At 71.0% G+C, this 24,969-nt stretch carries 25 protein-coding genes and 1 riboswitch; of the genes, 10 read left to right on the top strand and 15 right to left on the bottom strand.

Going from position 1 to position 24,969, the window contains the following annotated elements; all coding sequences use genetic code 11:
• Positions 1-12: 12 nt before the first annotated feature.
• Together KA711_15360 and KA711_15365 are read right to left on the bottom strand one after the other, a co-directional pair.
• Positions 13-1,137, bottom strand: a complete 1,125-nt coding sequence (locus KA711_15360; protein ID MCM0610345.1) for a VanZ family protein — start codon at positions 1,135-1,137, stop codon at positions 13-15.
• Positions 1,138-1,150: 13 nt separating this feature from the next.
• Positions 1,151-1,579, bottom strand: coding sequence for a CopD family protein (locus KA711_15365; protein ID MCM0610346.1), 429 nt, complete (start codon positions 1,577-1,579; stop codon positions 1,151-1,153).
• A gap of 232 nt (positions 1,580-1,811) precedes the next feature.
• Here KA711_15365 and hemB point away from each other — a divergent pair, with 232 nt between their 5' ends.
• The 3 genes from hemB to KA711_15380 are packed head-to-tail and all read left to right on the top strand — an operon-like array spanning position 1,812 to position 4,833.
• Positions 1,812-2,813, top strand: coding sequence for a porphobilinogen synthase (hemB, locus tag KA711_15370; protein MCM0610347.1), 1,002 nt, complete (start codon positions 1,812-1,814; stop codon positions 2,811-2,813).
• A gap of 17 nt (positions 2,814-2,830) precedes the next feature.
• A complete protein-coding gene (locus KA711_15375) occupies positions 2,831-3,934 on the top strand; it encodes a magnesium transporter CorA family protein (protein MCM0610348.1) in 1,104 nt (367 codons plus the stop codon).
• A complete protein-coding gene (locus KA711_15380) occupies positions 3,934-4,833 on the top strand; it encodes a DMT family transporter (GenBank protein MCM0610349.1) in 900 nt (299 codons plus the stop codon). Before KA711_15375 ends, KA711_15380 begins: the two co-directional genes overlap by 1 nt.
• Before the next feature lie 74 nt (positions 4,834-4,907).
• Here the strand turns inward: KA711_15380 and KA711_15385 are convergent, their stop codons facing one another.
• Together KA711_15385 and tsaE are read right to left on the bottom strand one after the other, a co-directional pair.
• Positions 4,908-6,281 carry an N-acetylmuramoyl-L-alanine amidase gene (locus tag KA711_15385; protein MCM0610350.1) on the bottom strand — a complete coding sequence of 458 codons (1,374 nt, stop codon included), beginning with the start codon at positions 6,279-6,281 and terminating at the stop codon, positions 4,908-4,910.
• Positions 6,278-6,802, bottom strand: coding sequence for a tRNA (adenosine(37)-N6)-threonylcarbamoyltransferase complex ATPase subunit type 1 TsaE (gene tsaE / locus KA711_15390; protein ID MCM0610351.1), 525 nt, complete (start codon positions 6,800-6,802; stop codon positions 6,278-6,280). Before tsaE ends, KA711_15385 begins: the two co-directional genes overlap by 4 nt.
• Between tsaE and queG the strand changes: the two genes are divergently transcribed.
• The 3 genes from queG (at position 6,788) to xerD (ending at position 9,903) form a co-directional block, all read left to right on the top strand.
• On the top strand, positions 6,788-7,915 hold the full coding sequence (gene queG / locus KA711_15395) for a tRNA epoxyqueuosine(34) reductase QueG (GenBank protein ID MCM0610352.1): 1,128 nt from the start codon (positions 6,788-6,790) through the stop codon (positions 7,913-7,915). The genes tsaE and queG overlap by 15 nt on opposite strands.
• Before the next feature lie 96 nt (positions 7,916-8,011).
• Positions 8,012-8,989 carry a tripartite tricarboxylate transporter substrate binding protein BugE gene (locus KA711_15400; protein ID MCM0610353.1) on the top strand — a complete coding sequence of 326 codons (978 nt, stop codon included), beginning with the start codon at positions 8,012-8,014 and terminating at the stop codon, positions 8,987-8,989.
• Positions 8,986-9,903, top strand: coding sequence for a site-specific tyrosine recombinase XerD (gene xerD / locus KA711_15405; GenBank protein ID MCM0610354.1), 918 nt, complete (start codon positions 8,986-8,988; stop codon positions 9,901-9,903). Before KA711_15400 ends, xerD begins: the two co-directional genes overlap by 4 nt.
• Before the next feature lie 147 nt (positions 9,904-10,050).
• Here xerD and KA711_15410 read toward each other — a convergent pair whose 3' ends face one another.
• From KA711_15410 to KA711_15425, 4 genes are all read right to left on the bottom strand, one after another.
• On the bottom strand, positions 10,051-11,067 hold the full coding sequence (locus tag KA711_15410; GenBank protein ID MCM0610355.1) for a porin: 1,017 nt from the start codon (positions 11,065-11,067) through the stop codon (positions 10,051-10,053).
• A gap of 152 nt (positions 11,068-11,219) precedes the next feature.
• A complete protein-coding gene (locus KA711_15415; GenBank protein ID MCM0610356.1) occupies positions 11,220-11,972 on the bottom strand; it encodes an amino acid ABC transporter permease in 753 nt (250 codons plus the stop codon).
• Positions 11,973-12,001: 29 nt separating this feature from the next.
• Positions 12,002-12,868 (bottom strand): basic amino acid ABC transporter substrate-binding protein, encoded by an 867-nt coding sequence (locus KA711_15420; protein ID MCM0610357.1) that lies wholly within the window; start codon positions 12,866-12,868, stop codon positions 12,002-12,004.
• Positions 12,869-12,891: 23 nt separating this feature from the next.
• On the bottom strand, positions 12,892-13,704 hold the full coding sequence (locus KA711_15425) for a ferritin-like domain-containing protein (GenBank protein ID MCM0610358.1): 813 nt from the start codon (positions 13,702-13,704) through the stop codon (positions 12,892-12,894).
• 17 nt (positions 13,705-13,721) lie between these two features.
• Between KA711_15425 and KA711_15430 the strand changes: the two genes are divergently transcribed.
• Both KA711_15430 and KA711_15435 read left to right on the top strand, forming a co-directional pair.
• A complete protein-coding gene (locus tag KA711_15430) occupies positions 13,722-14,246 on the top strand; it encodes a gamma carbonic anhydrase family protein (GenBank protein MCM0610359.1) in 525 nt (174 codons plus the stop codon).
• Positions 14,247-14,255: 9 nt separating this feature from the next.
• On the top strand, positions 14,256-15,215 hold the full coding sequence (locus KA711_15435; protein MCM0610360.1) for an Hsp33 family molecular chaperone HslO: 960 nt from the start codon (positions 14,256-14,258) through the stop codon (positions 15,213-15,215).
• Positions 15,216-15,828: 613 nt separating this feature from the next.
• Here the strand turns inward: KA711_15435 and KA711_15440 are convergent.
• From KA711_15440 to KA711_15470, 7 genes are read right to left on the bottom strand one after another with little or no spacing between them, the layout of a single operon-like run.
• Complete coding sequence (locus KA711_15440; GenBank protein MCM0610361.1) at positions 15,829-16,581, bottom strand: ATP-binding protein; 753 nt, start codon at positions 16,579-16,581, stop codon at positions 15,829-15,831.
• On the bottom strand, positions 16,505-17,146 hold the full coding sequence (gene pnuC, locus KA711_15445) for a nicotinamide riboside transporter PnuC (GenBank protein ID MCM0610362.1): 642 nt from the start codon (positions 17,144-17,146) through the stop codon (positions 16,505-16,507). The genes KA711_15440 and pnuC overlap by 77 nt, the downstream gene beginning before the upstream one ends.
• A 10-nt stretch (positions 17,147-17,156) precedes the next feature.
• Positions 17,157-17,459 (bottom strand): cell division protein FtsB, encoded by a 303-nt coding sequence (gene ftsB, locus KA711_15450; GenBank protein MCM0610363.1) that lies wholly within the window; start codon positions 17,457-17,459, stop codon positions 17,157-17,159.
• Between the two features lie 18 nt (positions 17,460-17,477).
• The gene (gene eno / locus KA711_15455; GenBank protein MCM0610364.1) at positions 17,478-18,761 is read right to left on the bottom strand and encodes a phosphopyruvate hydratase; all 1,284 of its coding nucleotides are present in this window, start codon (positions 18,759-18,761) and stop codon (positions 17,478-17,480) included.
• Positions 18,762-18,806: 45 nt separating this feature from the next.
• Positions 18,807-19,100: a DUF1330 domain-containing protein gene (locus tag KA711_15460; protein MCM0610365.1), complete on the bottom strand. Its 294-nt coding sequence runs from the start codon at positions 19,098-19,100 to the stop codon at positions 18,807-18,809.
• A 9-nt stretch (positions 19,101-19,109) separates the two neighbouring features.
• Complete coding sequence (gene kdsA, locus KA711_15465; protein ID MCM0610366.1) at positions 19,110-19,967, bottom strand: 3-deoxy-8-phosphooctulonate synthase; 858 nt, start codon at positions 19,965-19,967, stop codon at positions 19,110-19,112.
• Positions 19,964-21,640 carry a CTP synthase gene (locus tag KA711_15470; protein ID MCM0610367.1) on the bottom strand — a complete coding sequence of 559 codons (1,677 nt, stop codon included), beginning with the start codon at positions 21,638-21,640 and terminating at the stop codon, positions 19,964-19,966. The genes kdsA and KA711_15470 overlap by 4 nt, the downstream gene beginning before the upstream one ends.
• Before the next feature lie 114 nt (positions 21,641-21,754).
• Positions 21,755-22,019: riboswitch (cobalamin riboswitch) on the top strand.
• A 202-nt stretch (positions 22,020-22,221) separates the two neighbouring features.
• Between KA711_15470 and KA711_15475 the strand changes: the two genes are divergently transcribed.
• Both KA711_15475 and KA711_15480 read left to right on the top strand, forming a co-directional pair.
• On the top strand, positions 22,222-24,057 hold the full coding sequence (locus KA711_15475; GenBank protein MCM0610368.1) for a TonB-dependent receptor: 1,836 nt from the start codon (positions 22,222-22,224) through the stop codon (positions 24,055-24,057).
• A 17-nt stretch (positions 24,058-24,074) separates the two neighbouring features.
• Complete coding sequence (locus tag KA711_15480) at positions 24,075-24,962, top strand: ABC transporter substrate-binding protein (GenBank protein MCM0610369.1); 888 nt, start codon at positions 24,075-24,077, stop codon at positions 24,960-24,962.
• Positions 24,963-24,969 lie beyond the last annotated feature (7 nt).

The following is a 24,969-nucleotide window of genomic DNA, read 5'->3' on the forward strand; positions in this document are numbered from 1 at the left end:
AGGCAGCAGGCCTCAGCCTGCCCCCCGAGTGGGGCGGGCCAGCCGCGCCAGCAGCCAGGCCATGGCCAGCCAGGGCCACAGCCAGCCCAGCCACTGCGCCAGGCCGTGGAAGCGAACGAAGCGGCCCTGCTCCCAGGCCTTCAGGCTCTGCGTCAGGTAGGGGTCGGCCGGCGCCTGCGACACCATCGTGGCCATCGCCACCAGCACCATCAGCCCGACGCCGCACACCACGCGCGCCGGCAGCGCGAGGCAGGCCAGTGCCAGCGCCAGGCCCGTGGCCAGCGCGGGCAGGGTGCGCGGCCCGATCCAGGTCAGCGCATGCTGAGGTCCGAAGTTGAGGGCCGTCGACAGCGTCATGGCGGCCACGCCCAGGGTCAGCGCGCCCAGCGCCAGGCCCAGGCGGCGCCAGCCCTGCGGCGTGACCACGTAGGCCACCAGGCAAGGCGCCAGCAGGCCCAGGGCGGTGACCATCCACTCGGCCTGCGGCGACAGCGCCCCGAGCCCGGCTGCGGGTGATTGCAGCAACGCGTCCAGGGGCTCGGCCCAGGGTACGCCGGCCACGGCCTCGGCGAGCCAGGTCCGTGCCCGCTCGACCCCGTGGCCCAGACCCAAAGGCGCGGGCGCTGGGAACAGCAGCCCGACGGGCCACAACACCAGCAGGGCCAGTGCGTAGGCGGCGTCGCCCGTGAACCAGCGATGTCGCAGCCGGTTCCAGCGGTCGACGAGCCCGGCGGCCTGCAGCGCCCAGGCCAGCAACGCACCGCCGGTGGCGCCGGCCGTGTTGAGCTGGAAGTCGCCGCGCGTGGGCACGCGCGCCGGCACGAAGTGCTGCAGCCACTCGCAGCCGAACGACAGGCCCGCCGCCAGCAGCACCGCCACCGGCACGGCCCAGCGTGCGCGCCAGCCGCTGCGCAGCCCGGCCAGCGCCAGCAGCAGACCCAGCGGCCCGTAGCCCAGACTGTTGGACCAGCGGTCGAAGGCGTCGTGGTGGATGGCCTCGGGCAGCGCCGCCATCTCCAGCGCCGTGCGCCCGGGTGGCCAGCGCCAGCCCTCGAACGGGTACAGGCTGGCGTAAAGCACGAGCAGCGCATAGGCCAGGGCCAGCCAGGCGGCCGAACTGCGGTGCCGCGCGTTCATCGCGCCGCTCTCTTCAGAAAGGCTTGACGACGACGAGCACCACGATGGCCGCGAAGGCCAGCACCGAGGCCTCGTTGAAGACCCGGAACCAGCGGTGGCTGCGCGTGTTGGCCAGTTGCTCGAAGCGCCGCAGCAGCGAGCGGCACAGGTGGTGGTAGCCCAGCACCGCGATCACGAGCGCGAGCTTGGCGTGCATCCATCCCCCGGTGATGCCGCAGCCCAGCCACAGCCACAGTCCGAGCACCAGCGCGGGCAGCATCAGCAGGCTCGAAAAGCGGTAGAGCTTGCGCGCCATCAGCAGCAGCCGTTCGCGCTCGGCGTGGCTGTCGACGGGCACCATCGCCAGATTGACGAAGATCCTGGGCAGGTAGAACAGGCCCGCGAACCAGCTCGCGACAAAGACGATGTGGAAGGCCTTGAGCCAAAGGTAACCGCTGCACATGCGGACGATTATCGGGGGCGCAAAAAAAGGCCCTGGCACACAGCCAGGGCCGGGAAGCCTTGCCGCTGTCATCACGCCAAGGCACCTGCTCAGGGAGGAGAAGCAGGGGACGACACCCTCGCGGCTATCATCCGTCGATCACTCTAGCAGAACGGTTTTCGACGCGCCACGGTGGCATAACGGGCGCGCCTTGGCCTTTTCGGAGAAGTCGATGAGTTCGCGGACGACCAGCATGCCTCAGCCTCCCTACCCCGCGAGCCGGCCGCGACGACTGCGGCGCGACGCGTCCACGCGCGCCCTCGTGCGCGAGGCGCGGCTGGCCCCCGAAGACCTCATCTACCCGGTGTTCGTGCTGGCCGGCCAGCGCCAGGTGCAGGACGTGGCGAGCATGCCCGGCGTGCAGCGGCGCAGCGTCGACGGCCTGTTCGCGGTCGCCGAGCAATGCCTGGAGCTGGGTGTGCCGGTGATGGCGCTGTTCCCGGTGATCGACCCGGCGCTGAAGACGCCGGACGGCCGCGAGGCGCTCAACCCCGAGGGTCTGGTGCCCACCGCGGTGCGCGAGCTGAAGCGGCGTTTCCCGGCTCTGGGCCTGCTCACCGACGTTGCGCTCGACCCCTACACCAGCCACGGCCAGGACGGTCTGCTCGACGACACCGGCTACATCCTCAATGACGAGACGGTGGACGTGCTGCGCCGGCAGGCGCTGGTCCAGGCCGAGGCCGGTGTGGACATCGTCGCGCCCAGCGACATGATGGACGGCAGGATCGGAGCGATCCGCGCAGAACTCGAGTCCCATGGCGCCATCCACACGCGCATCATGGCCTACAGCGCCAAGTACGCCAGCGCCTTCTACGGCCCCTTCCGCGACGCCGTGGGCAGCGCGAAAAACCTGGGCAAGGCCGACAAGAAGGTCTACCAGATGGATCCCGGCAACTCCGACGAGGCGCTGCGCGAGGTGGCGCTGGACATCGCCGAGGGCGCCGACATGGTGATGGTCAAGCCCGGCATGCCCTACCTCGACATCGTGCGCCGCGTCAAGGACGAGTTCCGCGTGCCCACTTTCGCCTACCAGGTGAGCGGCGAGTACAGCATGCTCAAGGCGGCGGCGGCCAACGGCTGGCTCGACCACGACGCGGTGATGATGGAGAGCCTGCTGGCCTTCCGCCGCGCCGGTGCCGACGGCGTGCTGAGCTACTTCGCGCTTGAAGCGGCACGGCTGCTGCGCGGCCGCTGAAGCGCGCGGCCGGCCGCATGCGCGTCTTCCACATCGTTGGCGAACAGTTCTGCGAGCTGGACGCACTGCCCGAGGCGCTGCCCGAACACGGCTTCCTTTGGCTGGGCAGCGCGCGCCGTGAGTTCGAGGTGCACACGGCCGATGTGCAGGCGGCATTGCAGCGCTGGACCGGCGGGCAACTCGTCGACCTCCACGTCTCGGACCTGCTGAACAACCAGCTGCCCAGCCACTTCGACTACACCAGCTGGTACGACGTGCTCGTGTTCCGCCGTCTGGCTGCGGGCGCCGGCACCGAGGGCCTGTTCGTCGACGAGTCTCGTGGCACTCTGGCCAGCGCGCGCAAGGCTCTGAAGGGCATCGACACCAGCCCGGTGGGCTTTGCCATCTTCGACCGCGTGCTCATCACCGTGCACCCGGCCGACTGCGCCGTGCGCGAGCACTTTGCCTCGCGGCTGGCGGCGATGGCTGCAGGGCCGGAGACGCGGGTCGGCGCGCGGCTGCCCAACGGCAGCGCCGACCTGATGCTGCGCATGGTCAACCACATGGTGGACAGCTACCTCGATCTGCGCCGACTGCTCACCCGGCAGCTCGGCTACCTGCAGCAGGAGCTGCTCGACCCGCGCAGCCGCTTCGATGACTGGGCCATGCTGCTGGAGAGCCGCAACGCGCTGCACATGCTCGAGGACACCTGCGAAGACCAGCGCAGCGCCGTGCAGGAGTGGATCGACGCCTTGGACGAGTGGCCCGATGAACCGGCGAAGGACAAGCGCCGCGAGCGCGAGTTGCTGCGCGTGCGCTCGCGCGACGTGCTCGAGCACATCGAGCGCGTGTTGACCCACGTCAGGCGGCTGGAGCACAGTGCCGAGACGGCGGTGCAGATGCACTTCAGCGCACTCGGGCACCGCACCAACACCATCATGCGCACGCTCACGGCGCTGACGGCGATCTTCCTGCCGCTGAACCTGATCACCGGCTTCTTCGGCATGAACTTCGAGTTCCTGCCGCTCATCCACAACAGCTCGGGCGTGTGGGTGGCCATGCTGATGATGGCCGTGGTGGTGGTGGGCCTGGTGCTGATGTTCCGGCGCAACCGCTACCTGGGCAGCCGCGGCGAGCGCTGATGCCTGCGATGAGCGCGCGCCAGTTCTGGGTGCTGGCGGCTCTCACGCTGGTGTGGGGCCTCAACTGGCCGGTGATGAAGGCCGGGGTCAGCGGGCTGCCGGACGCGCCCAGTGCCTACCCGCCGCTCACCTTCCGCGCGCTGTCGATGTGGCTGGGGCTGCCGGTGCTGGGTCTGGCGCTGCTGTGGCTGAAGGTGCCGTTTGCGATGCCGCGCCGGCACTGGCGCGAACTGGGGCTGCTGACCCTGAGCAACATGGTGGTATGGCACGTGGTGGTGATCATCGGCGTGCAGCAGCTCAGCTCGGGGCGCTCGGCCATCCTTGGCTACACGATGCCGGTGTTTGCGGCGCTTTGGGGGCGCTGGATCTGGGGCGACCGCCTCCCGGCGCAGGCCTGGGCCGGCGTGGCGGCAGCCGGCTGCGGCGTGCTGCTGCTGCTGTGGAGCGAGCTCTCGGCCTTCGGCGGCCATCCCGATGCCGTGCTGGCCATCGTCGCGGCGGCCGCGGTCTGGGCCTGGGGCACGCACCGCCTGCGCCGCAGCCCGATCGACCTGCCGCTGCTGGCCGTCGTGTTCTGGATGACGGCGGTCACCGCGGTCGTGCTGACACTGGCCGCGGCACTGTTCGAGCGCGGGCAGTGGCGCACCCCCGAGCCGCTGGTGCGGGGCAGCATCGCTTACAACGCCGTGGCCGTGTTCGGCTTCGCGCACGCGGCCTGGTTCTACCTGGCGCGCACGCTGCCCCCTGTGGCCAGCTCGATCAGCGTCATGCTGATCCCGGTGCTGGGCGTCTTCAGCGGCGCCTTGCTGCTGGGTGAGACCGTGCACGCCAGCGACTGGGCCGCTGTGGCGCTGATCGTGCTGGCGATCGCGCTGGTGCTGCTGCCGCGCAGACCCTAGAGCACCCGCCGCCGTGCCAGCGGCGGGTGGTCCACCTAGAGCACCCGCCGCCGTGCCAGCGGCGGGTGGTCCACCTAGAGCACCCGCCGCCGTGCCAGCGGCGGGTTGCGGGCAAAGTAGCGCTGGATGCCGTCGGCCAACGCGTCCACCAGCTGCGCCCGGAAGGCCGGGTCGCGCAGGCGCTGCTCTTCCTCGGGGTTCGAAATGAAGGCCGTCTCCACCAGGATGCTCGGGATGTCGGGCGCGCGCAGCACCGCGAAGCCGGCCTGCTCCACCTGGCGCTTGTGCAGCCGGCCGACGCGCCCGATGCCTTGAAGCACCTCGCCGCCCAGGCGGAGGCTGTCGCGGATCTGCGCCGCCGTGCTCATGTCGGCCATCGTGGCCAGCAGCTGGCGGTCGCGCACCGCGGCCACGCCGGCCAGGTTGACGCCGCCCACGCGGTCGGCGGCGTTCTCCCGCTCGGCCATCCAGCGCGCGGCGCTGCTGGTGGCGCCGCGCTCCGACAGCACGAACACGCTGGCGCCTCGCGCCTCGCGCCGCACGAAGGCGTCGGCGTGGATGCTCACGAACAGGTCGGCCTGCACCCGCCGCGCCTTGCGCACGCGCTCGGCCAGCGGCACGAAGAAGTCGCCGTCGCGCGTGAGCATCACGCGCATGCCGGGCACGGCGTTCAGGCGGTCGCGCAGTGCCAGCGAGACGGCCAGCACGACGTCCTTCTCGCGCAGGCCGGTGGGGCCGATGGCGCCGGGGTCTTCGCCGCCGTGGCCGGCGTCGATGGCGACGATGATCAGCCGGTCCACCTTGCGGCGCTCTTCCGGCGTGGCCGGCGTCGGCGGCGGCTTGGGCGCCGGGGTCTGCAACACGGGCGGCGGTGCCGATGCCGCCGGGGCGGCCGGGCCGGCCCCGGGCGGCGGCGCCACGGCCACCGGCGGCTGCGACTCGATGCGGGCAATCAGCTCGCCCAGGGCGTCCTGCAGGGCCCGGGCGGCGCGCTGCTCGGCGGCCTCCTTGTCGCGCACCAGCGCCAGCAGCGGGTCGGCCTCCTGCAGCGGGTAGAGATCAAACAGGAGCCGGTGCTGGTAGGGCTCCACCGGTGCCAGCATGAACTGCTCGGGCCGCACCGGCTGCTTGAGGTCGAAGACCAGCCGCACCACGCGCGGCAGGTACTGGCCGACGCGCACGCCGGCAATGTAGGGATCGTCGGGGCGCACCTGGCCCACCAGCTCGCGCAGCGCGGCGTCGAGGACGAGCCGGTCGATGTCGACAACCAGCCTCGGCGGCGCCTCCACCAGCGTGTGCGTGGCCGCCAGCGGAGTGTCGGACTCGACGGTGACGCGCGTGTAGTCGCGGGCCGGCCACACGCGCACGGCCAGGATGCCGGCGCCGTGGGCGAGCTGCGGCGCCGTGATCAAGAGCACCGTGGTGCCGAGGGCATCGCGGCGCTTCATGCCGGAGCAGGCCCCAGCGCCTGCAGCAGCGCCCAGCCTTGCCGCGTGCCGGCCTCCACCCGCACGCTGCGGGCGTTGTCGTCGGTGGGTTCCAGGTGCAGCGCCAGGTCGGCCGGCGGCAGCACGGCCGCGGCCTTCTGTGGCCACTCGGCCAGTTTCAGGCCCGGCGCGGCGAAGACGTCGCGGAAGCCGGCGTCGAGCCACTCGCGCGCGTCGTCGAAGCGGTAGAAATCGAAGTGCGAGATCGACAATCCCGCGGCCGGCTCGCCCGCGACGTGCGGCTCGAGCACGCCGTAGGTCGGGCTTTTGATGCGGCCGGCCACGCCAAGCGCGCGCAGCAGGTGGCGCACGAAGGTCGTCTTGCCCGCGCCCAGCGGGCCGTGCAGTGCGATGAAGACGTCGCGCTGTGCGGCGTGGACGGCGAGGTGGCGGGCCAGCCGCGAGGCGTCGGCCGCGCAGGCGGCCTCGTCGGGCCAGAGCAGGGTGCGGGTTGCTAGGATGGTCGGATGCCCGGAGTCCATCTTCAAAGCCCGCAGCGCATCGTCGAACGGCTGCAGGCATGGAGCGATGAGCTGGGATTTTCCCAGATCGGCATCGCCGGCATCGACTTGTCCACGGCCGAGCCGGGCCTGCTCGACTGGCTGGCCGCCGGCTTCCACGGTGGCATGGGCTACATGGCCCGGCACGGTCTGAAGCGCGCGCGCCCGGCCGAGCTGGTGCCCGGCACGGTGAGCGTGATCAGCGCGCGCATGGATTACCTGCCGCGCGATGCGCCGCCCGACTGGCGCGAACGGGAGCAGGGCGCGCTGCACGAGCCGGGCCGCGCCGTCGTCTCGGTCTATGCGCGCGGCCGCGATTACCACCGCGTGCTGCGCACCCGGCTGCAGCGCCTGGCCGAGCGGCTGGCTTGCGAGGTCGGGCCGCTGGGCCACCGCGTGTTCGCCGACTCTGCCCCGGTGCTGGAAGTGGAGCTGGCGCGGCGTGCCGGTCTGGGCTGGCGCGGGAAGCACACCCTGCTGCTGCAGCGCGAGCACGGCTCGATGTTCTTCCTGGGCGAGATCTTCGTCGACCTGGCCCTGCCGCCGGGCGAGCCGGTGTCCGACCACTGCGGCAGCTGCACCGCCTGCATCGGCGCCTGCCCCACGGGGGCCATCGTCGCGCCATACCGGCTGGATGCGAGGCGCTGCATCAGCTACCTCACGATCGAGCACGACGGCCCCATCGACGAGGCCCTGCGAGCGCCGATGGGCAAGCGCATCTACGGCTGCGACGACTGCCAGCTCGCCTGCCCCTGGAACCGCTGGGCGCGGCGCAGCCCACTGCCCGACTTCGACGAGCGACAGGGCCTGGGCGGCGCCACCTTGCGCGCGCTGTGGGCCTGGGACGAGGCCGAGTTCGGCCGCCGCACCGAGGGCAGCGCCATCCGCCGCATCGGCTGGCGGCGGTGGCGCCGCAACCTTGCAGTGGCGTTGGGCAACGCCTGGCGAGAACACGGCGACGAGGCCGACGCGCAGGCGCTGGCCCAGGCCCGTGACACCGCCGACCCGCTGGTGCGCGAGCACATCGACTGGGCGCTGGCGCAGAGGGCGCTGGCGGCCTCCCCCGCCGCCGCGCCCGTACCATCGCGGCCCTGACCCGCCCCCGGGTGGCACACTCGGCGGCGGGCCCGAAACGCGAAGGGCGCCTTCGGCATCGCCCAACTCCACCCACACCGTCCGGAGACCAATCCCATGCAACGATCCCGCCTGGCCCTGCTGGCCGCACTCACCGCCGTGGCGCTGCCGCTGCCCGGCACCGCGCTGGCCCAGGCCTTCCCGAGCAAGCCGGTGCGGCTGATCGTGCCGTTTGCACCCGGTGGCACCACCGACATCATCGCCCGTGTGGTCGCACCCGGTCTGGGCACCGCGCTGGGTCAGCAGACGGTGGTCGAGAACCGCGGCGGCGGCGGTGGCTCCATCGGTGCGATGGAGCTGATCAAGGCGCCCGCCGACGGACACACGCTGGGCGTGGCCACGGTGTCGACCACGGCGTCCAATCCCGCCATCAACCCGAAGATCGGCTACGACCCCGCGGCCGACTTCGTGCCCATCACCAACCTCGCGGCCACCCCCAACGTGATCGCGGTGCATCCCAGCTTCCCGGCCCGCGACTACCGCGGCTTCGTGGCCGAGCTCAAGAAGAACCCGGGCAAGTACAGCTACGCCAGTTCGGGCACCGGTGGCATCGGACACCTGCAGACCGAGCTGTTCAAGAGCCTGGCGGGCGTGTTCATGACGCACATCCCGTACCGCGGCGCAGGGCCGGCGCTCAACGACACCGTGGCCGGCCAGGTGCCCATCATCTTCGACAACATGCCCTCGGCCTTGCCCTTCATCCGCGATGGCAAGCTCATGGCCATCGTCGTGGCCGCGCCCGAGCGGCTGGCACAGCTGCCCAACGTGCCCACCTTCAAGGAAGTGGGCCTGGAGGCCGTCAACCGGATGGCGTACTACGGGCTGGTGGCGCCCAAGGGCACGCCCAAGGCGGTGGTCGACCAGATCGGTGCCGCGGCGCGCAAGGCGCTGGAAGATCCGGCGGTGCGCAAGCGCATCGAGGACACCGGTTCGCTGGTGATCGGCAACACGCCCGAGCAGTTCGCTGCGCAGATGCGGGCGGAGCTGCAGGTCTACCGCGACGTCGTCAAGCGCCAGAACCTCAAGTTGGATTGAACCAGGCCGAGGGTTCGGGCGAGCTGCCGGGCATCGAGGCGATCGACGCCTTCTGCGACGCCCTGTGGCTGGAGCACGGGCTGTCGCCGCTGACGCTGGCGGCCTACCGCCGCGACCTGACGCTGTACGCACGGTGGCTCCAGCGCAGGGCCGGCCGCGGGCTCGACACCAGCACCGAGGCCGACCTGCTGGCCTACATGGCCGAGCGCCACGCCGCCACGCGCGCCACGACGGCGAACCGGCGGCTGTCGGTGTTCAGGCGCTACTTCCGCTGGGCCCTGCGCGAGCACCGCGTGGCCGCCGACCCCACGCTGCGCCTGCAGGCCGCCCGCCAGCCGCTGCGGGTGCCTCGGACGCTGACGGAGGCGCAGGTCGAGGCGCTGCTGGCCGCACCCGACACCGGCTCGCCGCTGGGCCAGCGCGACCGCGCCATGCTCGAGCTGATGTACGCCAGCGGACTGCGCGTGAGCGAACTGGTGGCACTGAAGGCCGTGCACCTGGCGCTGGACGACGGTGTGCTGCGCGTCCTGGGCAAGGGCTCGCGTGAGCGGCTGGTGCCCTTTGGCGAGGAAGCGCGCGCGCGCCTGATGGACTATCTGGCGCAGGCGCGCGCCGTCATCCTGGGCGGTCGGCGCAGCGAGGCTCTGTTCGTCACCGCCCGCGGCGAGGGCATGACGCGGCAGATGTTCTGGCGCATCGTCAAGCGCTGTGCGCAGCAGGCCGGCATCCCGGCACCCTTGTCGCCGCACACCCTCAGGCACGCCTTTGCAACCCACCTGCTGAACCACGGCGCCGACCTGCGCGCCGTGCAGATGCTGCTGGGGCATGCCGACATCGGCACCACCACGATCTACACCCACGTGGCGCGAGAACGGCTGCGCCAGCTGCACGAGAAGCACCACCCGCGCGGCTGATGGCAACCCGGCAGCCCAGGGTGGCGGCTCGAAGGGGGGCTCGAGGAAGGGGAGCCCGCGTCGAAGAAAAGGCCCGCGCGGCATTGCCGGCGGGCCTTTTCGTGGTGCCTGGCGCACCCGCTTTGGGCGCGCCAGGTCGGTGCGCGGTCAGAACACGTAGATCACCCCGACGGCGAAGCCGCTGCCGCTGCGCTGGGCATTGGCCGGGTCGGAGCCAATCCGGGACACCAAGGGGTTGGCCGCCTTGCTCGTCTTCCAGTTGCCGAACTCGGCGTAGGCGTAGGTGCTCTTGAAGATCTCGCTGTTGACGAAGACCTCGGCGCCACGTAGTTTCAGGTCGTCATCGGTGTTCTGGGCCAGCAGAACGCCGACATTGAAGTTGCCGACCGGCGCCACCAGGCCGGCGCTGAAGCCGCTGCCCGTGCCGCCCTTGTTGAAGTCGCCGCCGTCGGCGTAGCCGAGCATGAGCTTGGCGACCTTGAAGTCGTAGCTGCCGGCCGCCGACATGAATCGCTGCGCGGCGCTGTTCTCCTTGGTCTGCATCGACACCGCCACCGACAGCGGGCCCGTGCCGTACTTCAGGCCCGCCGAGAACACGTTGTTGGCCCCCGAGCCGCGGTTGCCCTTGGGCACGAGGCCCAGCTGGGCGGTGAAGCCGCCCAGGTTCGGGCTGATGTACTGCAGCGAGCGCGACTGGCGAAGGGGCAGCCACGGAGCGGTCAGCGTGTAGCCCAGGGCCGACAGGCCGTTGGAGGCGCCGTTGAAGTCGTAGTCGATCATCGTCTGGAACGAAACCGAATCCTGGCGGCCCAGACGCACTTCGCCGAAGTTGCCCGAGAAGCCGAACCAGGCCTGGCGATCGAAGAAGTTGCCGCCGCCGTTGACGCCACCGTCGCTGTTGATGCCGCCGGTTTCGAAACGGAAGTTGGCCTTGACGCCGGAGCCGAGATCCACGCCGCCCTTGATGCCCACGCGGGTGGTGGAGTTGCCTTCGCTGGAGCCGTTGTCGCCGCCAGAGTGGAAGTCGGCCTTCTCGGCGAGGAACACATCGCCGAACAGGCTCTTGCCGTAGCTCATGTCGACCAGGCCGTAGAGGCTCAGCTGCGCCTGGGCGGCGCCGGCAAAAGCCATCAGAACCGCTGCGGGAATCAAGTTTTTCTTCATCGGGTCGTCCTAAGAGTGGGTTAGGGAACACCCGCAGTCTAAGGGCCGGGTTAGCCCGGATGCCCTTCGATCGGCTGTTCTGCGTGGTGCGACAGCAACATGTGTGCCAGGTGCTGCGGATCGGGCGCAAGCAGCGGCAACGCGTGTGTCGGTCAGCGTCCGCGCAGGTGCGCCGGGGCTTCCAGTCGCCGAGCCAGCAGGGACAGCGCCAGCGTCAGCACCAGGTACACGGCCGAGATGGCCAGGTAGGGCTCCCAGTAGCGGCTGTAGGCGCCGGCCACGGTGCGCGCGGCCAGCGCCAGCTCGGCCAGGCCGATGGCGCTGACCAGCGAGGAGTCCTTGATGAGTGTGATGCCCTCGTTGACGAGCGCCGGCACCATGCGCCGGAAGGCCTGCGGCAGCACGACGAAGCGCATGGCCTGGGTGTGTGTGAGGCCCACGCTGTAGGCGGCCTGCGTCTGGCCACGGTGGATGCTTTGGATGCCGGCGCGGAAGATCTCGCCGATGTACGCCCCGGCATTGAGCGTGAGCGCGAGCGCGCCGGAGAAGAAGGCCCCATGCTCCTGGCGGAACGCGCGCGCCGCCTCACCCGCGAGCAGCAGGCCGTGGTCGGGGTGCACCAGCGTCGGCATCAGCGCAAAGTGCACGAGCAGGATCTGCACGAACAGGGGCGTGCCGCGGAAAAAGCCCACGTAGGCGGCCGTCGTGCCGCGCAGCAGCGACATGGCAGCGCGGCCCGCGGGCGATGCCGGCGCCGGCCCGTCCTTGGAGCAGCTCACCAGACCGATCACGGTGCCCAGCGCCATGCCGGCAGCGATGGCGACCACCGTGAGCTGCAGGGTCATCAGCAGGCCGCTCCAGAAGAGCGGCCCGTAGCCGGCGAGGATCTCCCAGCGAAGATCCACGGCCGGCGTGGTTCAGCGGCGAACCGGACTCACTTGCTGGCGGCCGGTGCAGGTGCCGCGGCGGCCGCCGGGGAGGCACCGAAGTACCTGGCGTAGATCTGCGCGTAGCTGCCGTCGGCCTTGATCGCGGCCAGGCCCTGGTTGACCTTGGCCAGCAGCTCGGCGTTGCCCTTCTTCAGAGCGATGCCGTACTGCTCGGGCACGAAGCCGGGGTCGGACACGGTCTTGAACTTGCCGCCCGGGTTGTTGGCCACGTGGTGCGCGATGACGCCGTTGTCGGCCACCACGGCGTCCACGCCACCGGCCTCAAGCTCCTTCAGCGCCAGGGGCGTGCTCTCGAAGCGCTTGATGTTGGTGTTGGTCTTGCCGAGCAGCTTGCTCACGGCCTCGTCGCCGGTGGTGCCGGTCTGCACGCCGACCTTGAGTTTCTTGAGGTCGGCAAACTTGGCGACCTTGCTCGACTCCTTCACCGCGATCAGCTGCGCGGCGTCGAAGTAGGGCTCGGAGAAGTCCATGGTCTGCTTGCGTTCGTCGGTGATCGTCACCGCCGAGACGATCATGTCCCGGTCGCCCTGCTGCAGCGTGTTGAAGATGCCTTCCCAGGGCGTGTTGACGAACTTCACCTCGATGCCGGCCTTGGCGGCGATGGCATTCACGACGTCGATGTCGAAGCCGACGATCTCGCCTTTTTCGTTCTGGATCTCGAAGGGCGCGTAGGCGGCGTCGGTGCCCACGACATAGACCTTGGCCGGGGCCGACGCCACAGGAGCGGTGGTCGGGGCTGGGGCGGCTTCCTTTTTTCCGCAGGCGGCGAGCATCAGGGTGGCGGCAGTCAGGCCGGCCAATTGCAGGAAGCGGCGGGTGGACAGCATGGTCGTAGGCAGGGGGGTTGACATGAAGGGCAGTGTAAACCTCAGCGTCACGCACGGAGCGTGCCTTGCCGAGGCGGCGCACCGAGGGCGTCGAGCTCGTCGGCCGTGAAGCCGGCGGCGGCGCGTGCCTCGAGGTTGAACGGCCCCTTGGGCACCGGCGCGCCGTGGCGTGCCGCGAGCACCGCGTCATGCGCCACGGGGTCGAGCCCGTCGCGCGCGCACAGCCAGCGGTACCAGCGGTTGCCGATGGCGACGTGGCCGACCTCGTCGCGCAGGATCACGCCGAGGATGCGCACCGCAGTCTCGTCGCCGGCCTGTGCGAGCTTCTTCTGCATCGGCGGCGTGGCGTCCAGGCCGCGCGCCTCCAGCGTGCGTGGCACCAGCGCCATGCGCGCGGTGGCATCCAGCGCGGTCCGCTCGCACATCGTCCACAGGCCGTCGTGCGCGGCATGGTCGCCGTAGCGGCAGCCGAGCGTGGTCAGGTGCTCGGCCAGCAGGCCGAAGTGGTGGGCCTCTTCGGCGGCCACGGTGAGCCAGTCGCGGTAGTAGGCCGCGGGCAGGCCCGGGAAGCGCCAGATCGCGTCGAGCGCCAGGTTGATGGCGTTGAACTCGATGTGCGCCACGGCGTGCAGCAGCGCGGCGCGGCCCTCGCGCGTGAACGGAGAGCGACGCGGCACGTCTTTGGGCGCGACCAGCAGCGGGCGCTCGGGGCGGCCCGGCGGCGGGGCCTGCGGCTGCAGCGCAGCGGTGGTGTCGATCGCGAGGCCGGCGCGCGCCTCGAACAGCGAGCGCGTGGCCGCGACCTTGGCCGCAGGCTCGGCGATCTGCAAGGCCTCGAGGGCGGCGGCACGAAGCTCCATCCCTACAATCTTGCCGCATGGCCGTCTACCGACTGGGTGAGGACACCCCGCAGCTCCACGCCACGGCCTGGGTGGCCGACGGCGCCACCGTCATCGGCCGCGTCGCCCTGGGCGAGGGCAGCAGCGCCTGGACCGGCGCTGTGCTGCGCGGCGACAACGAGTGGATCACGCTCGGCGCCCGCTGCAACGTGCAGGAAGGCGCCGTGCTGCACACCGACATGGGCCACCCGCTTGTGCTGCATGACGAGGTCACCGTCGGCCACCAGGCCATGCTGCACGGCTGCGTGGTGGGCGGGGGCTCGCTGATCGGCATCCAGTCGGTGGTGCTCAACGGTGCGCGCATCGGCCGCCATTGCCTGGTGGGGGCGGGCGCGGTGGTCACCGAGGGCAAGGTGTTCCCCGACCGCAGCCTGATCCTCGGCGCACCGGCCAAGGCGGTGCGCGAGCTTGCCGATGACGAGGTGGCGCGCTTGCGTCTGTCGGCGCTGAGTTACGTCGAGAAGGCACAGCGCCATCGCGCGACGCTTGAGCGCATCGCCTGACCGCCCCGCATGGACACCTGCCTGAAGTTCCTGTTCGAGGGTCTGCCCGTGCGCGGCTTGCTGGTGCGGCTGGAGGGCAGCTGGCAAGAGGCTTTGGCGCGCCGCGCCGAGCCGCACCCGCCCGAGCTGCGCGGTCTGCTGGGCGAGATGGCTGCCGCGGCGGTGCTGATGCAGGCCAACATCAAGTTCAACGGCGCCTTGGTGTTGCAGGTGTTCGGCGACGGGCCGGTCAAGCTCGCGGTGGCCGAGGCGCGGCCCGACCTGAGCTTCCGCGCCACCGCCAAGCTCGTGGGCACCGTGCCGGAGGGCGCGCAGCTGGAGGCGCTGCTGAATGTGCACGGCCAGGGCCGCTGCGCCATCACGCTGGACCCGAAGGACCGCCTGCCCGGCCAGCAGCCTTACCAGGGCGTGGTGCCGCTGCACGGCGATCGGCGCGAGCCGTTGCAGCGTGTGGAGCAGGTGCTGGAGCACTACATGCTGCAGAGCGAGCAGCTCGACACGCGGCTGGTGCTGGCGGCCGACGATCGCGTGGCCGCCGGTCTGCTGATCCAGCGCCTGCCGGTGGAGGGCGAGGGCAACCTCGAGGGTCAGGCGGCCCTGCGCAACGAAGACGAGATCGGCATCCACGAGGGCTTCAACCGCGTCGCGATGCTGGCCGCCACGCTCACGCGCGAGGAGCTCGTCGGCCTGGACCCGCAGACCGTGCTGAGGCGCCTGTTCTGGGAGGAGTCGGTGCGCCTGTTCGAACCCGTCACGCCGCGCTTCGCCTGCACCTGCTCGCGTGAGCGCGTGGGTGGCATGCTGTTGGGCCTGGGCCGCGACGAAAGCGACGGGCTGATCGCCGAGCGCGGCGAGGTCGAGGTGGGCTGCGACTTCTGCGGCGCCGTCTACCGTTTCGACGCGGTGGACGTGGGCGGGCTGTTCACGCCCGGGCGCGAGCTGCCGCCGGGCAGCGCGCAGGTGCAGTAGGAGGCACGCCGTTCGCGTTGCGGCCAGCACCCGGTTCGGGCTGCGGCCAGCACCCCGTTTGCGCTGAGGCCAGCACCCGTTCGCGCTGAGGCCAGCACCCCGTTTGCGCTGAGGCCAGCACCCGTTCGCGCTGGGGCCAGAACCCGTTCGCGCTGAGCCTGTCGAAGCGCGGCGCCACGCAACGGCTTCGACAGGCTCAGCCCGAACGGGGGGCGGGCTTCGACAGGCTCAGCCCGAACGGCGGGTTGGCTTCGACAGGCTCAGCCCGAACGGCGGGTGGGCTTCGACAGGCTCAGCCCGAACGGGGGGTGGGCTTCGACAGGCTCAGCCCGAACGGCGGGTGGGCTTCGACAGGCTCAGCCCGAACGGCGGGTGGGCTTCGACAGGCTCAGCCCGAACGGCGGGTGGGCTTCGACAGGCTCAGCCCGAACGGGGGGCGGGCTTCGACAGGCTCAGCCCGAACGGCGGGTGGGCTTCGACAGGCTCAGCCCGAACGGCGGGTGGGCTTCGACAGGCTCAGCCCGAACGGGGGGTGGGCTTCGACAGGCTCAGCCCGAACGGCGGGGTGGGCTTCGACAGGCTCAGCCCGAACGGCGGGCGGGCTTCGACAGGCTCAGCCCGAACGGCGGGGTGGGGCAGACCTGCTCCGCAGCAACGCGCGCTCGGCCTCGGGCACGCAGCACTCGCAGGCCCAGCGCGCGCGCGCCGCATGGCCGGACGCCAGGCCCGTGAACAGGCCGCCGCCCGACCCGGCCTTCAGATGGGGCCGCACGGCGGCCAGCGCCTGCTGCACGCGCTGCTCGCCGCTGCCGGCCACGACGCTGTAGACCAGGCCGTGGCGGCGCATCAGCGCGCGCAGCAGCGTGTCCACCGGCTCGCGCACCTGCGGGCCGTCGCGCTGGTGGCCGTCTGGCACCCAGGGCAGGTCCAGCGCCGTCAGCAGCGTGGCCGTGGCGGTGCGGGCGTGCAGTTCGGCGGCGCGGGCCTGCAGACTCTCGTCGCCGAACACCAGCGTGCTGTAGACGGCCGTCATCAGCCCGGTGGTGTCGCACACCACCCAGTCGTGCCTGGCCGCGGCTTCGGCGATGCGCTCGTGTTGTGCGTGCAGCATCGCGGCCTGCTCGTGGGCCCGCGGCGTGCGGCCGGTGGCGTCGCACCACTCGCGCAGCACCTCGGGCACCCAGGCCACGCGGCCGTGGCCCGCGGCGTGTAGCCGCCCGGCAAGCACCGCGGCCAGCGTCGTCTTGCCGGTGCTTTCGGCGCCGACGATGGCGATGCAAGCACCCGGCTCAGCCACGGGCCTGCTCCGCCAGCCGCCCTCGCCACACGCGCCAGCCCACGACACTGAGCACGGCGAAGAGGGCATACAACACGGCCGCCAGCCACAGTGCCTTGTAGGCGAACAGCGCCACGCTCAGGATGTTGACGGCCAGCCAGGTGGGCCAGCTCTCCAGGCACTTGCGCGCCAGCAGCAACTGCCCGGTGATGCTGGCCGCCGTGGGCAGCGCGTCGAACCAGGGCACGGGGCTGTCGGTGGCGTGGTCCAGCAGCAGCGCGAGCCCCACCCAGCCGGCCAGCGTGGCACCGATCACGGGTGCCCAGGCTCGGCGTGGCAGCCGGTGCACCACCAGCGGCGCGCCGCCGTCACCCTTGCCGCGCAGCCACTGCCACCAGCCCCACAGCGCGACCGCCACGAAGGCGAACTGCAGTCCGGCCACGCCATACAGCCGGGCGTCGGCGAAGAGCAGGGCGTACATCAGCGAGCTGGCGATGGCCAGCGGCCACGCCACCCAGTGCACACGCACGTTGGCCACCACCATGGCCAGGGCCACAACAAAGGCCACGATCTCCAGCCCGGTCAGCGGGCTGCCCCACAGCGTGAAGACCGGCGCCAGCCACGGCCGCGCCGCAGCGAGCAGCGTCTCGAGCACAGGGCGTTCCCTAGCGCGGCGGCGCAGGCGGCTTGTTCGTGCGTGGCGCGTTCAGCTGCACGAAGACCTCGTCCGGTCGCACCATGCCCAGCTCGCTGCGCGCCTTCTCTTCCACCATCTCCAAGCCGTCGCGCAGATCGCCCACCTCGGCGGCCACACGGGCATTGCGCTCACGTGCCAACTCGTTGGCGGCCTGCTGCCCGGCCAACTGCTCGCGCAGGCTGATCACGTAGGGCAGGTTGCCCTTGCCAAACCACAGGTCGGCCTGCACCACCAGCAACAGTCCGCCCAGCACCAGCGGCGTCCAGCGCATGGCCGTAGCCCCTCCGCCCTACCTGAGGTTGTAGAAGGCGCTGCGGCCCGGATAGCTGGCGACCTCCCCCAGGTCTTCCTCGATGCGCAGCAACTGGTTGTACTTGGCCATGCGGTCGGAGCGGCTCATCGAACCGGTCTTGATCTGCCCGGCGTTCGTGGCCACCGCGATGTCGGCGATGGTGCTGTCCTCGGTCTCGCCCGAGCGGTGGCTGATGACGGCGGTGTAGCCGGCGCGCTTGGCCAGCTCGATGGCGGAGAAAGTCTCGCTCAGCGTGCCGATCTGGTTGATCTTGATGAGGATGGAGTTCGCGATGCCGCGCGAGATGCCCTCCTGCAGGATCTTGGTGTTGGTGACGAACAGGTCGTCGCCCACCAGCTGCACCTTCTTGCCGAGTTTTTCGGTCAGGTGGGCCCAGCCGTCCCAGTCGCCCTCGTGCATGCCGTCCTCGATGCTCACGATGGGGTACTTGTCGCACCAGGTGGCCAGGATGTCGGTCCACTCGGCGTGCGTGAGCGTCAGGCCCTCGCCCTCGAGGTGGTACTTGCCGTCCTTGTAGAACTCGCTGGCGGCGCAGTCCAGGCCGAGCGCGATCTGCGTGCCGGCGGTGTAGCCGGCCTTGTCGATGGCCTCCAGGATGAGCTGGATGGCCGCCTCGTGGCTGGCCACGCTGGGCGCGAAACCGCCCTCGTCGCCCACGGCCGTGCTCATGCCCTTGGTGTCGATGATCTTCTTCAGCGCATGGAACACCTCGGCGCCGTAGCGCACCGCCTCGCGGAAGCTCGGAGCGCCCACGGGGATGATCATCAGCTCCTGGAGGTCAAGGTTGTTGTTGGCGTGCGCGCCGCCGTTGATGACGTTCATCATCGGCACCGGCAGGCTCATGCGGCCCATGCCGCCGAAGTAGCGGTACAGGGGCAGACCCGATTCCTCGGCCGCGGCGCGTGCCACGGCCATGCTCACGGCCAGCGTGGCGTTGGCACCCAGGCGGCTCTTGTTCTCGGTGCCGTCGAGGTCGATCAGGGTCTTGTCCAGGAACGCCTGCTCGGAGGCATCCAGGCCCATCACCGACTCGCTGATCTCGGTGTTGATGTGCTCAACCGCCTTGAGCACGCCCTTGCCGAGGTAGCGGCTCTTGTCGCCGTCGCGCAGTTCGATGGCCTCGCGGCTGCCGGTGGACGCACCGCTGGGCACGGCCGCGCGGCCCATCGTGCCGCTTTCCAGCAGCACGTCGCACTCGACCGTGGGGTTTCCTCGGCTGTCCAGGATCTCGCGGCCGACGATGTCGACGATCGCACTCATGTTGATTTTTCCTCTGCGGGGTTGACTGTTCTTCTGGTGAAGCGGCTACACGCCCTCGACGATGACCATGTTGAACATCGCCGTGGCCCCGGCGCGCAGCGCACGGGCCTGCACATAGGACGGGCTGTCATACATCGTCTTGGCGGCGTCGAAGTCAGGGAAGCGCAGCACCGTCAGACGCGGCGGCTGCCAGTCGCCTTCGAGCACGTGCTGGCGGCCGCCGCGCACGAGGTATTCCCCACCGAAGGCCTTGACGGCTTCGGGGGCCTGAGCCATGTAGCGCTTGAACTGCTCGGGGTCGGTGATCTGGGACTCGACGATCAGGTAGGCGGCGGGCATGCGGGTCCTTCAGCAGGAGAAGTCGTTTTCGAGCAGCGGCTGGCTCTTGACCACGCGGTCCAGCGCCAGCAGTTGCTCCAGCAGCGCCTTCATGTGCTTCAGCGGCACGGCGTTGGGGCCGTCGCACAGGGCGTTGCGCGGGTCCGGGTGCGTTTCCATGAAGACGCCAGCCACGCCCACCGCGATGGCCGCGCGGGCCAGCAAGGGCACGAACTCGCGCACGCCGCCGGAACTGGTGCCATTGCCGCCCGGCAACTGCACGCTGTGGGTGGCGTCGAACACGACCGGCGCATTCGTCTCGCGCATGATCATCAGACTGCGCATGTCGGAAACGAGGTTGTTGTAGCCGAAGCTCACCCCGCGTTCGCAAGCCATGAAGTTGTCTTCTTCCAGGCCCGCGGCACGCGCTGCGGCGCGGGCCTTGTGGATGACGTTCTTCATGTCGCCCGGGGCCATGAACTGGCCCTTCTTGATGTTCACCGGCTTGCCACTGCGGGCCACGGCCTGGATGAAGTCGGTCTGGCGGCTCAGCAGGGCCGGGGTCTGCAGCACGTCCACCACGGCAGCGGCAGCAGCCACCTGGGCTTCGTCGTGCACGTCGGTGATCACGGGCACCTGCAGCTCGCGGCGCACCTGGGCCAGGATCTCCAGGCCGCGCTCGGTGCCCAGGCCGCGGAAGCCGCTGTCGCTGCTGCGGTTGGCCTTGTCATAGCTGCTCTTGAAGATGAAGGGTATGCCCAGCGCCGAAGTGATCTCCTTCAGGTGCCCGGCGGTGTCCATCTGCATCTGTTCGCTCTCGACCACGCAGGGCCCGGCGATCAGGAAAAAGGGCCGCTCGAGGCCGACGTCGTATCCGCAGAGCTTCATGCCAGGGTCCATTCCTGCGGCGCAGGCGTGCCGCTGCCTTTGCGCGCCTGGTGCTCGAGCGCGGCCTTCACGTAGCTGGTGAACAGTGGGTGGCCGCCCCAGGGCGTGCTCTTGAACTCGGGGTGGAACTGCACGCCCATGAACCACGGGTGCTGGTCGCGCGGCAGCTCGACGATCTCGGTGAGCCTTTCGCTTTGTGTCAGCGCGCTGATCACCAGGCCGGCCCGCTGCAGCCGCTCGAGGTAGTTCACGTTGGCCTCGTAGCGGTGGCGGTGCCGCTCGGTGACCACGGGGCCGTAGATCTGGTGGGCCAGCGTGCCGACCTTGACGTCGGAGCTCTGCGCGCCCAGGCGCATGGTGCCGCCGAGGTCGGAGCGGGCCGTTCGCTTCTGGATGCTGCCGTCGCGGTCCTTCCATTCCTCGATCAGCGCGATCACCGGGTGCTCGCACTCGGGCTCGAACTCCGTGCTGTTGGCGCCGGCCAGGCCGGCCATGTGGCGCGCGTACTCAATGGTGGCCACCTGCATGCCCAGGCAGATGCCCAGATAGGGGATGCCATGCTCGCGGGCGTACTGTGCGGCGATGATCTTGCCCTCGATGCCGCGCTTGCCGAAGCCGCCGGGCACGAGGATGGCGTCGTACCGGGCCAGCTGCGCGCCTGTCGCGGGCGTCAGCGTCTCGGCGTCGACGTACTCGATCTGCACCTTGGCATGGTTGTGGATGCCGGCGTGGCGCAATGCCTCGTTGAGGCTCTTGTACGAGTCGGACAGGTCGGTGTACTTGCCGCACATCGCGATGGTGACCGTGTGCGCCGGGCGCTGCACCTCGTGCACCAGGCTGTCCCAGCGCCTCAGGTCGGTCGGCCGCGTGAGCTGCTGCAGCTTCATGCAGATCAGCTCGTCCAGGCCCTGCTCGTGCAGAACGCGCGGCACCTTGTAGATGGTGTCGACGTCGGGCATGGAGATCACGCCGTGCTGCGCCACGTTGGTGAACAGGCTGATCTTCTCGCGCTCGTCGTCCGGGATGGGGCGGTCGGCGCGGCACAGCAGCACGTCGGGCTGGATGCCGATCTCGCGCAGCTTCTGCACCGTGTGCTGCGTCGGCTTGGTCTTGAGCTCGCCCGCGGCGGCGATGTAGGGCACGTACGTGAGATGCACGAAGGCGCTGTTCGTGGGCCCGAGCTTCAGGCTCATCTGGCGGACGGCCTCCAGGAAGGGCAGGCTCTCGATGTCACCCACGGTGCCGCCGATCTCGACGATGGCCACGTCCACGGCCTGCGCTTCGGCGCCGCGTCGCACGAACTCCTGGATCTCGTTGGTGACGTGCGGGATCACCTGCACCGTCTTGCCGAGGTAGTCGCCGCGGCGCTCCTTCTCGAGCACGCTCTTGTAGATCTGGCCGGTGGTGAAGTTGTTGCTCTTCTTCATCCGCGTGGTGATGAAGCGCTCGTAGTGGCCCAGGTCAAGGTCGGTCTCAGCGCCGTCATCGGTGACGAAGACCTCACCGTGCTGGAACGGGCTCATGGTGCCCGGGTCGACGTTGAGGTAGGGGTCGAGCTTGATGAGGGTGACCCTGAGGCCCCGCGACTCGAGGATGGCGGCCAGCGAAGCCGCCGCGATGCCCTTGCCCAGCGAGGACACCACGCCGCCGGTGACGAACACGAACTTGGTCATGGTGGCTGCCCCGCACGGTGCGGCACGGGGGCCCTGGTGGTAAAGCGTGAGTATATCGAGCGGGGTCTGGCGGACGGCCGCCGCGTGCGTGCCGGCCGTGCCCGCTGGGGTAGCATGCGCATGCTCGCACGCGGTGCCCGCCGGTCTCGTTCAGGACCGTTGGGTTGAACGGGAAACCGGTGAGGCGCCTGGTGCACAGCCGGGCTCCGAATCCGGTGCTGCCCCCGCAACGGTGAGCGAGGAGCGTGCCGCACGGATGGCCACTGGTCCTGCACGGGGACTGGGAAGGCGCGGCCTTCGCTTGCGGTGTGATCGTCGGCAAGGCCGGCCGCACCGCCACTCGCAAGCCCGGATACCGGCCACGCGCGAGGGTCGCTGACGTTGCGGAGGGCAACGGCAGGTGCCCGGCGCCCCTTGGCCTTTGGCCGGTGTGGGCGCCCGGGCGCGTGCCTGCGTCTCCTGCCGCCATGGCAGCGTGATCCATCCGATGGGCCGCACGGGGTGGTGCGGCCGGGAGACGTGTCGTGTTCCTTGCTTGCTCGTCATCGTGCGCGGGTCGTGCCCGGCGCCGGCTTTCCTTCGTGGCCATCCTGTGTGCGGCCGGGTTCCCGGCGGCGGCGGAGACCGTCGTCGTCACCGGCAGCCGCGAGCCGCTGCCGTTGCTGCGTCTGGCCGCCGATGTGGCCGTGATTGAGGGCGATGTGCTGCGCGACACCCGCGCCGACTCGCTGGCGGACCTGCTGCGCCGCGAGGCCGGCCTGCAGATCTCGCGCAGCGGTGGCCCCGGGCAGAGCACGGGCCTGTTCATCCGTGGCGCGGCGTCGCAGCAGACGCTGGTGCTGGTGGATGGCGTGCGGATCGGCTCGGCCACGCTGGGCAGCACGGCGCTGGAGTCGCTGGGCCTGACCGGCATCGAGCGCGTGGAGGTGCTGCGCGGCCCGGGTTCCAGCCTCTTCGGCGCCGATGCCGTGGGCGGCGTCGTCAATGTCATCACGCGCAGCGGCGAAGCCGGCAGCGGCCTCGACGCCCGCTTGGCCGCCGGCGGTTTTGACGCGCGCGAGGCCTCGGGCGGCTGGCGCGGGCGCGTCGGCCCCCTGAGCCTCGCGGTGGCGCTGGCGCGCGAGCAGGATGACGGTGTCTCGGCGATCACACCCGGCGACCGCTTCGGCAGCCACAACCCCGACCGCGACGGCCACGCGCGCGACAGCGCGCAGCTGCGCCTGGGCTTCGAGCCGGCGCCGGGCCAGCGGCTGGGCCTGACGCTGCTGCGCACGGAGCTGGACACGCGGTACGACGCGGCCGTGTACCGGCCGCCGAGCTTCGCGCCCGACGCCTCGCCCGACTTCCGCACAAGGCTCGACACCCAGGTGCAGGCGGTGGACTGGCGCGGCCGTCTGGGGGCCGGCCTCACGGCCAGCCTGCGCATGGCGCGCAGCACCGACGACAACCGCAGCGGCGCTGCCGGTGAGGACCGCTTCCACACCGAGCGCCGCCACGTGCAGGCGCAGCTGGCCTGGCGTGCGGGCGAGGCGCTGCACGCGGTGGTGGCGCTGGAGCAGCAGGACGACGAGGCCAGCTCCACCAGCTACCTCGCCCCGGTGTCGCGGCGCAACCGCGCCGTGGCGATGGAGGCCACCGGCAGCGCCGGTGCCTGGGCCTGGCAGGCCGACCTGCGCCGCGATGACGCCAGCGACCACGGCGCCGAGACCACCGGTCGCCTCGGCGGCAGCCTCGCGCTTGGCGCCGGGTGGCGGCTGCGTGCGCTGGTGGGCAGCAGCTTCCGGGCGCCGAGTTTCAACGACCTGGTCTTCCCGGGTTATGGGGTGCCGGGCCTGAAGGCGGAGCGTGGCCGCAGCGCCGAGCTGGGCGCAGGCTGGAAGAGTCACCGCGCCGAGTTGGCCGTGACGACATGGCGCAACCACGTCAACGATCTCGTGGCCTACGAGCCGGACGCCGCGCGCTGCCCGCCTGGACCGGCCTACGCCTTCGGCTGTGCGGCCAACGTGGCCCAGGCGCGGCTGTCGGGCACCACGGTGTCGGCCTCGCAGACGCTGGGCCGGTTGCAGTGGCGCGCGCAGATCGATGCGCTACGGGCGCGCGATGGCCTGACCGGCGCGAAGCTGCCGCGACGTGCCGACACCCAGGCCACGCTGGCCGCCGACTGGCGCGTGGGCGGGTGGACGCTCGGGGCCAGCGTGGCCCACCTGGGCGATCGACCTGATGGTGCCGCCGAGCTCGCGGCCGAGACGACGCTGGACTTGGCCGCCACCTGGCGACTGGCTCCGGGCTGGCAGCTGACGGCGCGCCTGGACAACGCCACCGACGAGGCCCGGGTGCCGGCGCGCGACTACCAGGGTCTGGGCCGCCAGGCCTGGCTGGTGCTGCGCTGGAGCCTGGGGGCGGGAGCGGCGCAGTGAAGCCCGCGCCCGGCCGGCTGGGGCGCCGCGCACGCGCGGCGGCGCTGTGCCTGGCGTTGCTGGCCGTGGGCAGTTCCGGTGCGGTCGGCACGGCGATCACGGTTCAGGGTGACGACGGCCACAGGCTCACCCTGCCGCGGCCGGTCGAGCGCATCGTCACGCTGCTGCCATCGCTCACCGAAACGGTGTGCGAGCTGCAGGCCTGTGGTCGTCTGGTGGGCACCGACCGCTATTCCGACTGGCCGGCTGCCGTGCGCGCTCTGCCCAAGCTCGGCGGGCTGGAGGACACGCAGATCGAGCGTCTCGTGGCGCTCAAGCCCGACCTCGTGCTCGTGGCGCGCTCCGCGCGCGCGCTGCCGCGGCTGCGCGCTTTGGGACTGCCGGTGCTGGCGTTGGAGCCGCATGACGCCGCCGGCACCGCCCGTGTCATCAAGGTCGTGGCTGCGGCGCTTGGGCGCGACGACGCGGGCGCCCTGCTGCAGCAGCGCCTGCGCCAGCGCATGGCCGCCGCCGCCGCGCGCGTGCCCTCAGGCTGGCGTGGGCAGGCGCTGTACGTGGAGGTCGCGTCGACGCCCTACGCTGCCGGCGAAGCCTCGTTCATCGGCGAGACGCTGCGCGCCCTGGGTCTGGCCAACATCGTGCCGGCGGCGTTGGGGCCGTTCCCGCAGCTCAACCCCGAGTTCGTGCTGCGCGCTCAGCCGGCGCTCGTGGTGCTGGCGCGCCGCGCGGCCGCCGAGTTGCCGCAGCGCCCGGGCTGGGCCGGCCTGAGAGCCTTGGCCGAGGGCCGGCTCTGCGCGCTCGATGCCGAGCCATGGAACGCGTTGGTGCGCCCCGGCCCCCGTGCGGCCGAGGCGGCCGAGGCGCTGGTCCACTGCCTGGCGGCGCTGCCGCCGCCGCGGCTCTGAGAACATC

It is taken from the genome of Ideonella sp. WA131b, assembly GCA_023657425.1.
Lineage (GTDB): Bacteria > Pseudomonadota > Gammaproteobacteria > Burkholderiales > Burkholderiaceae_C > Rubrivivax.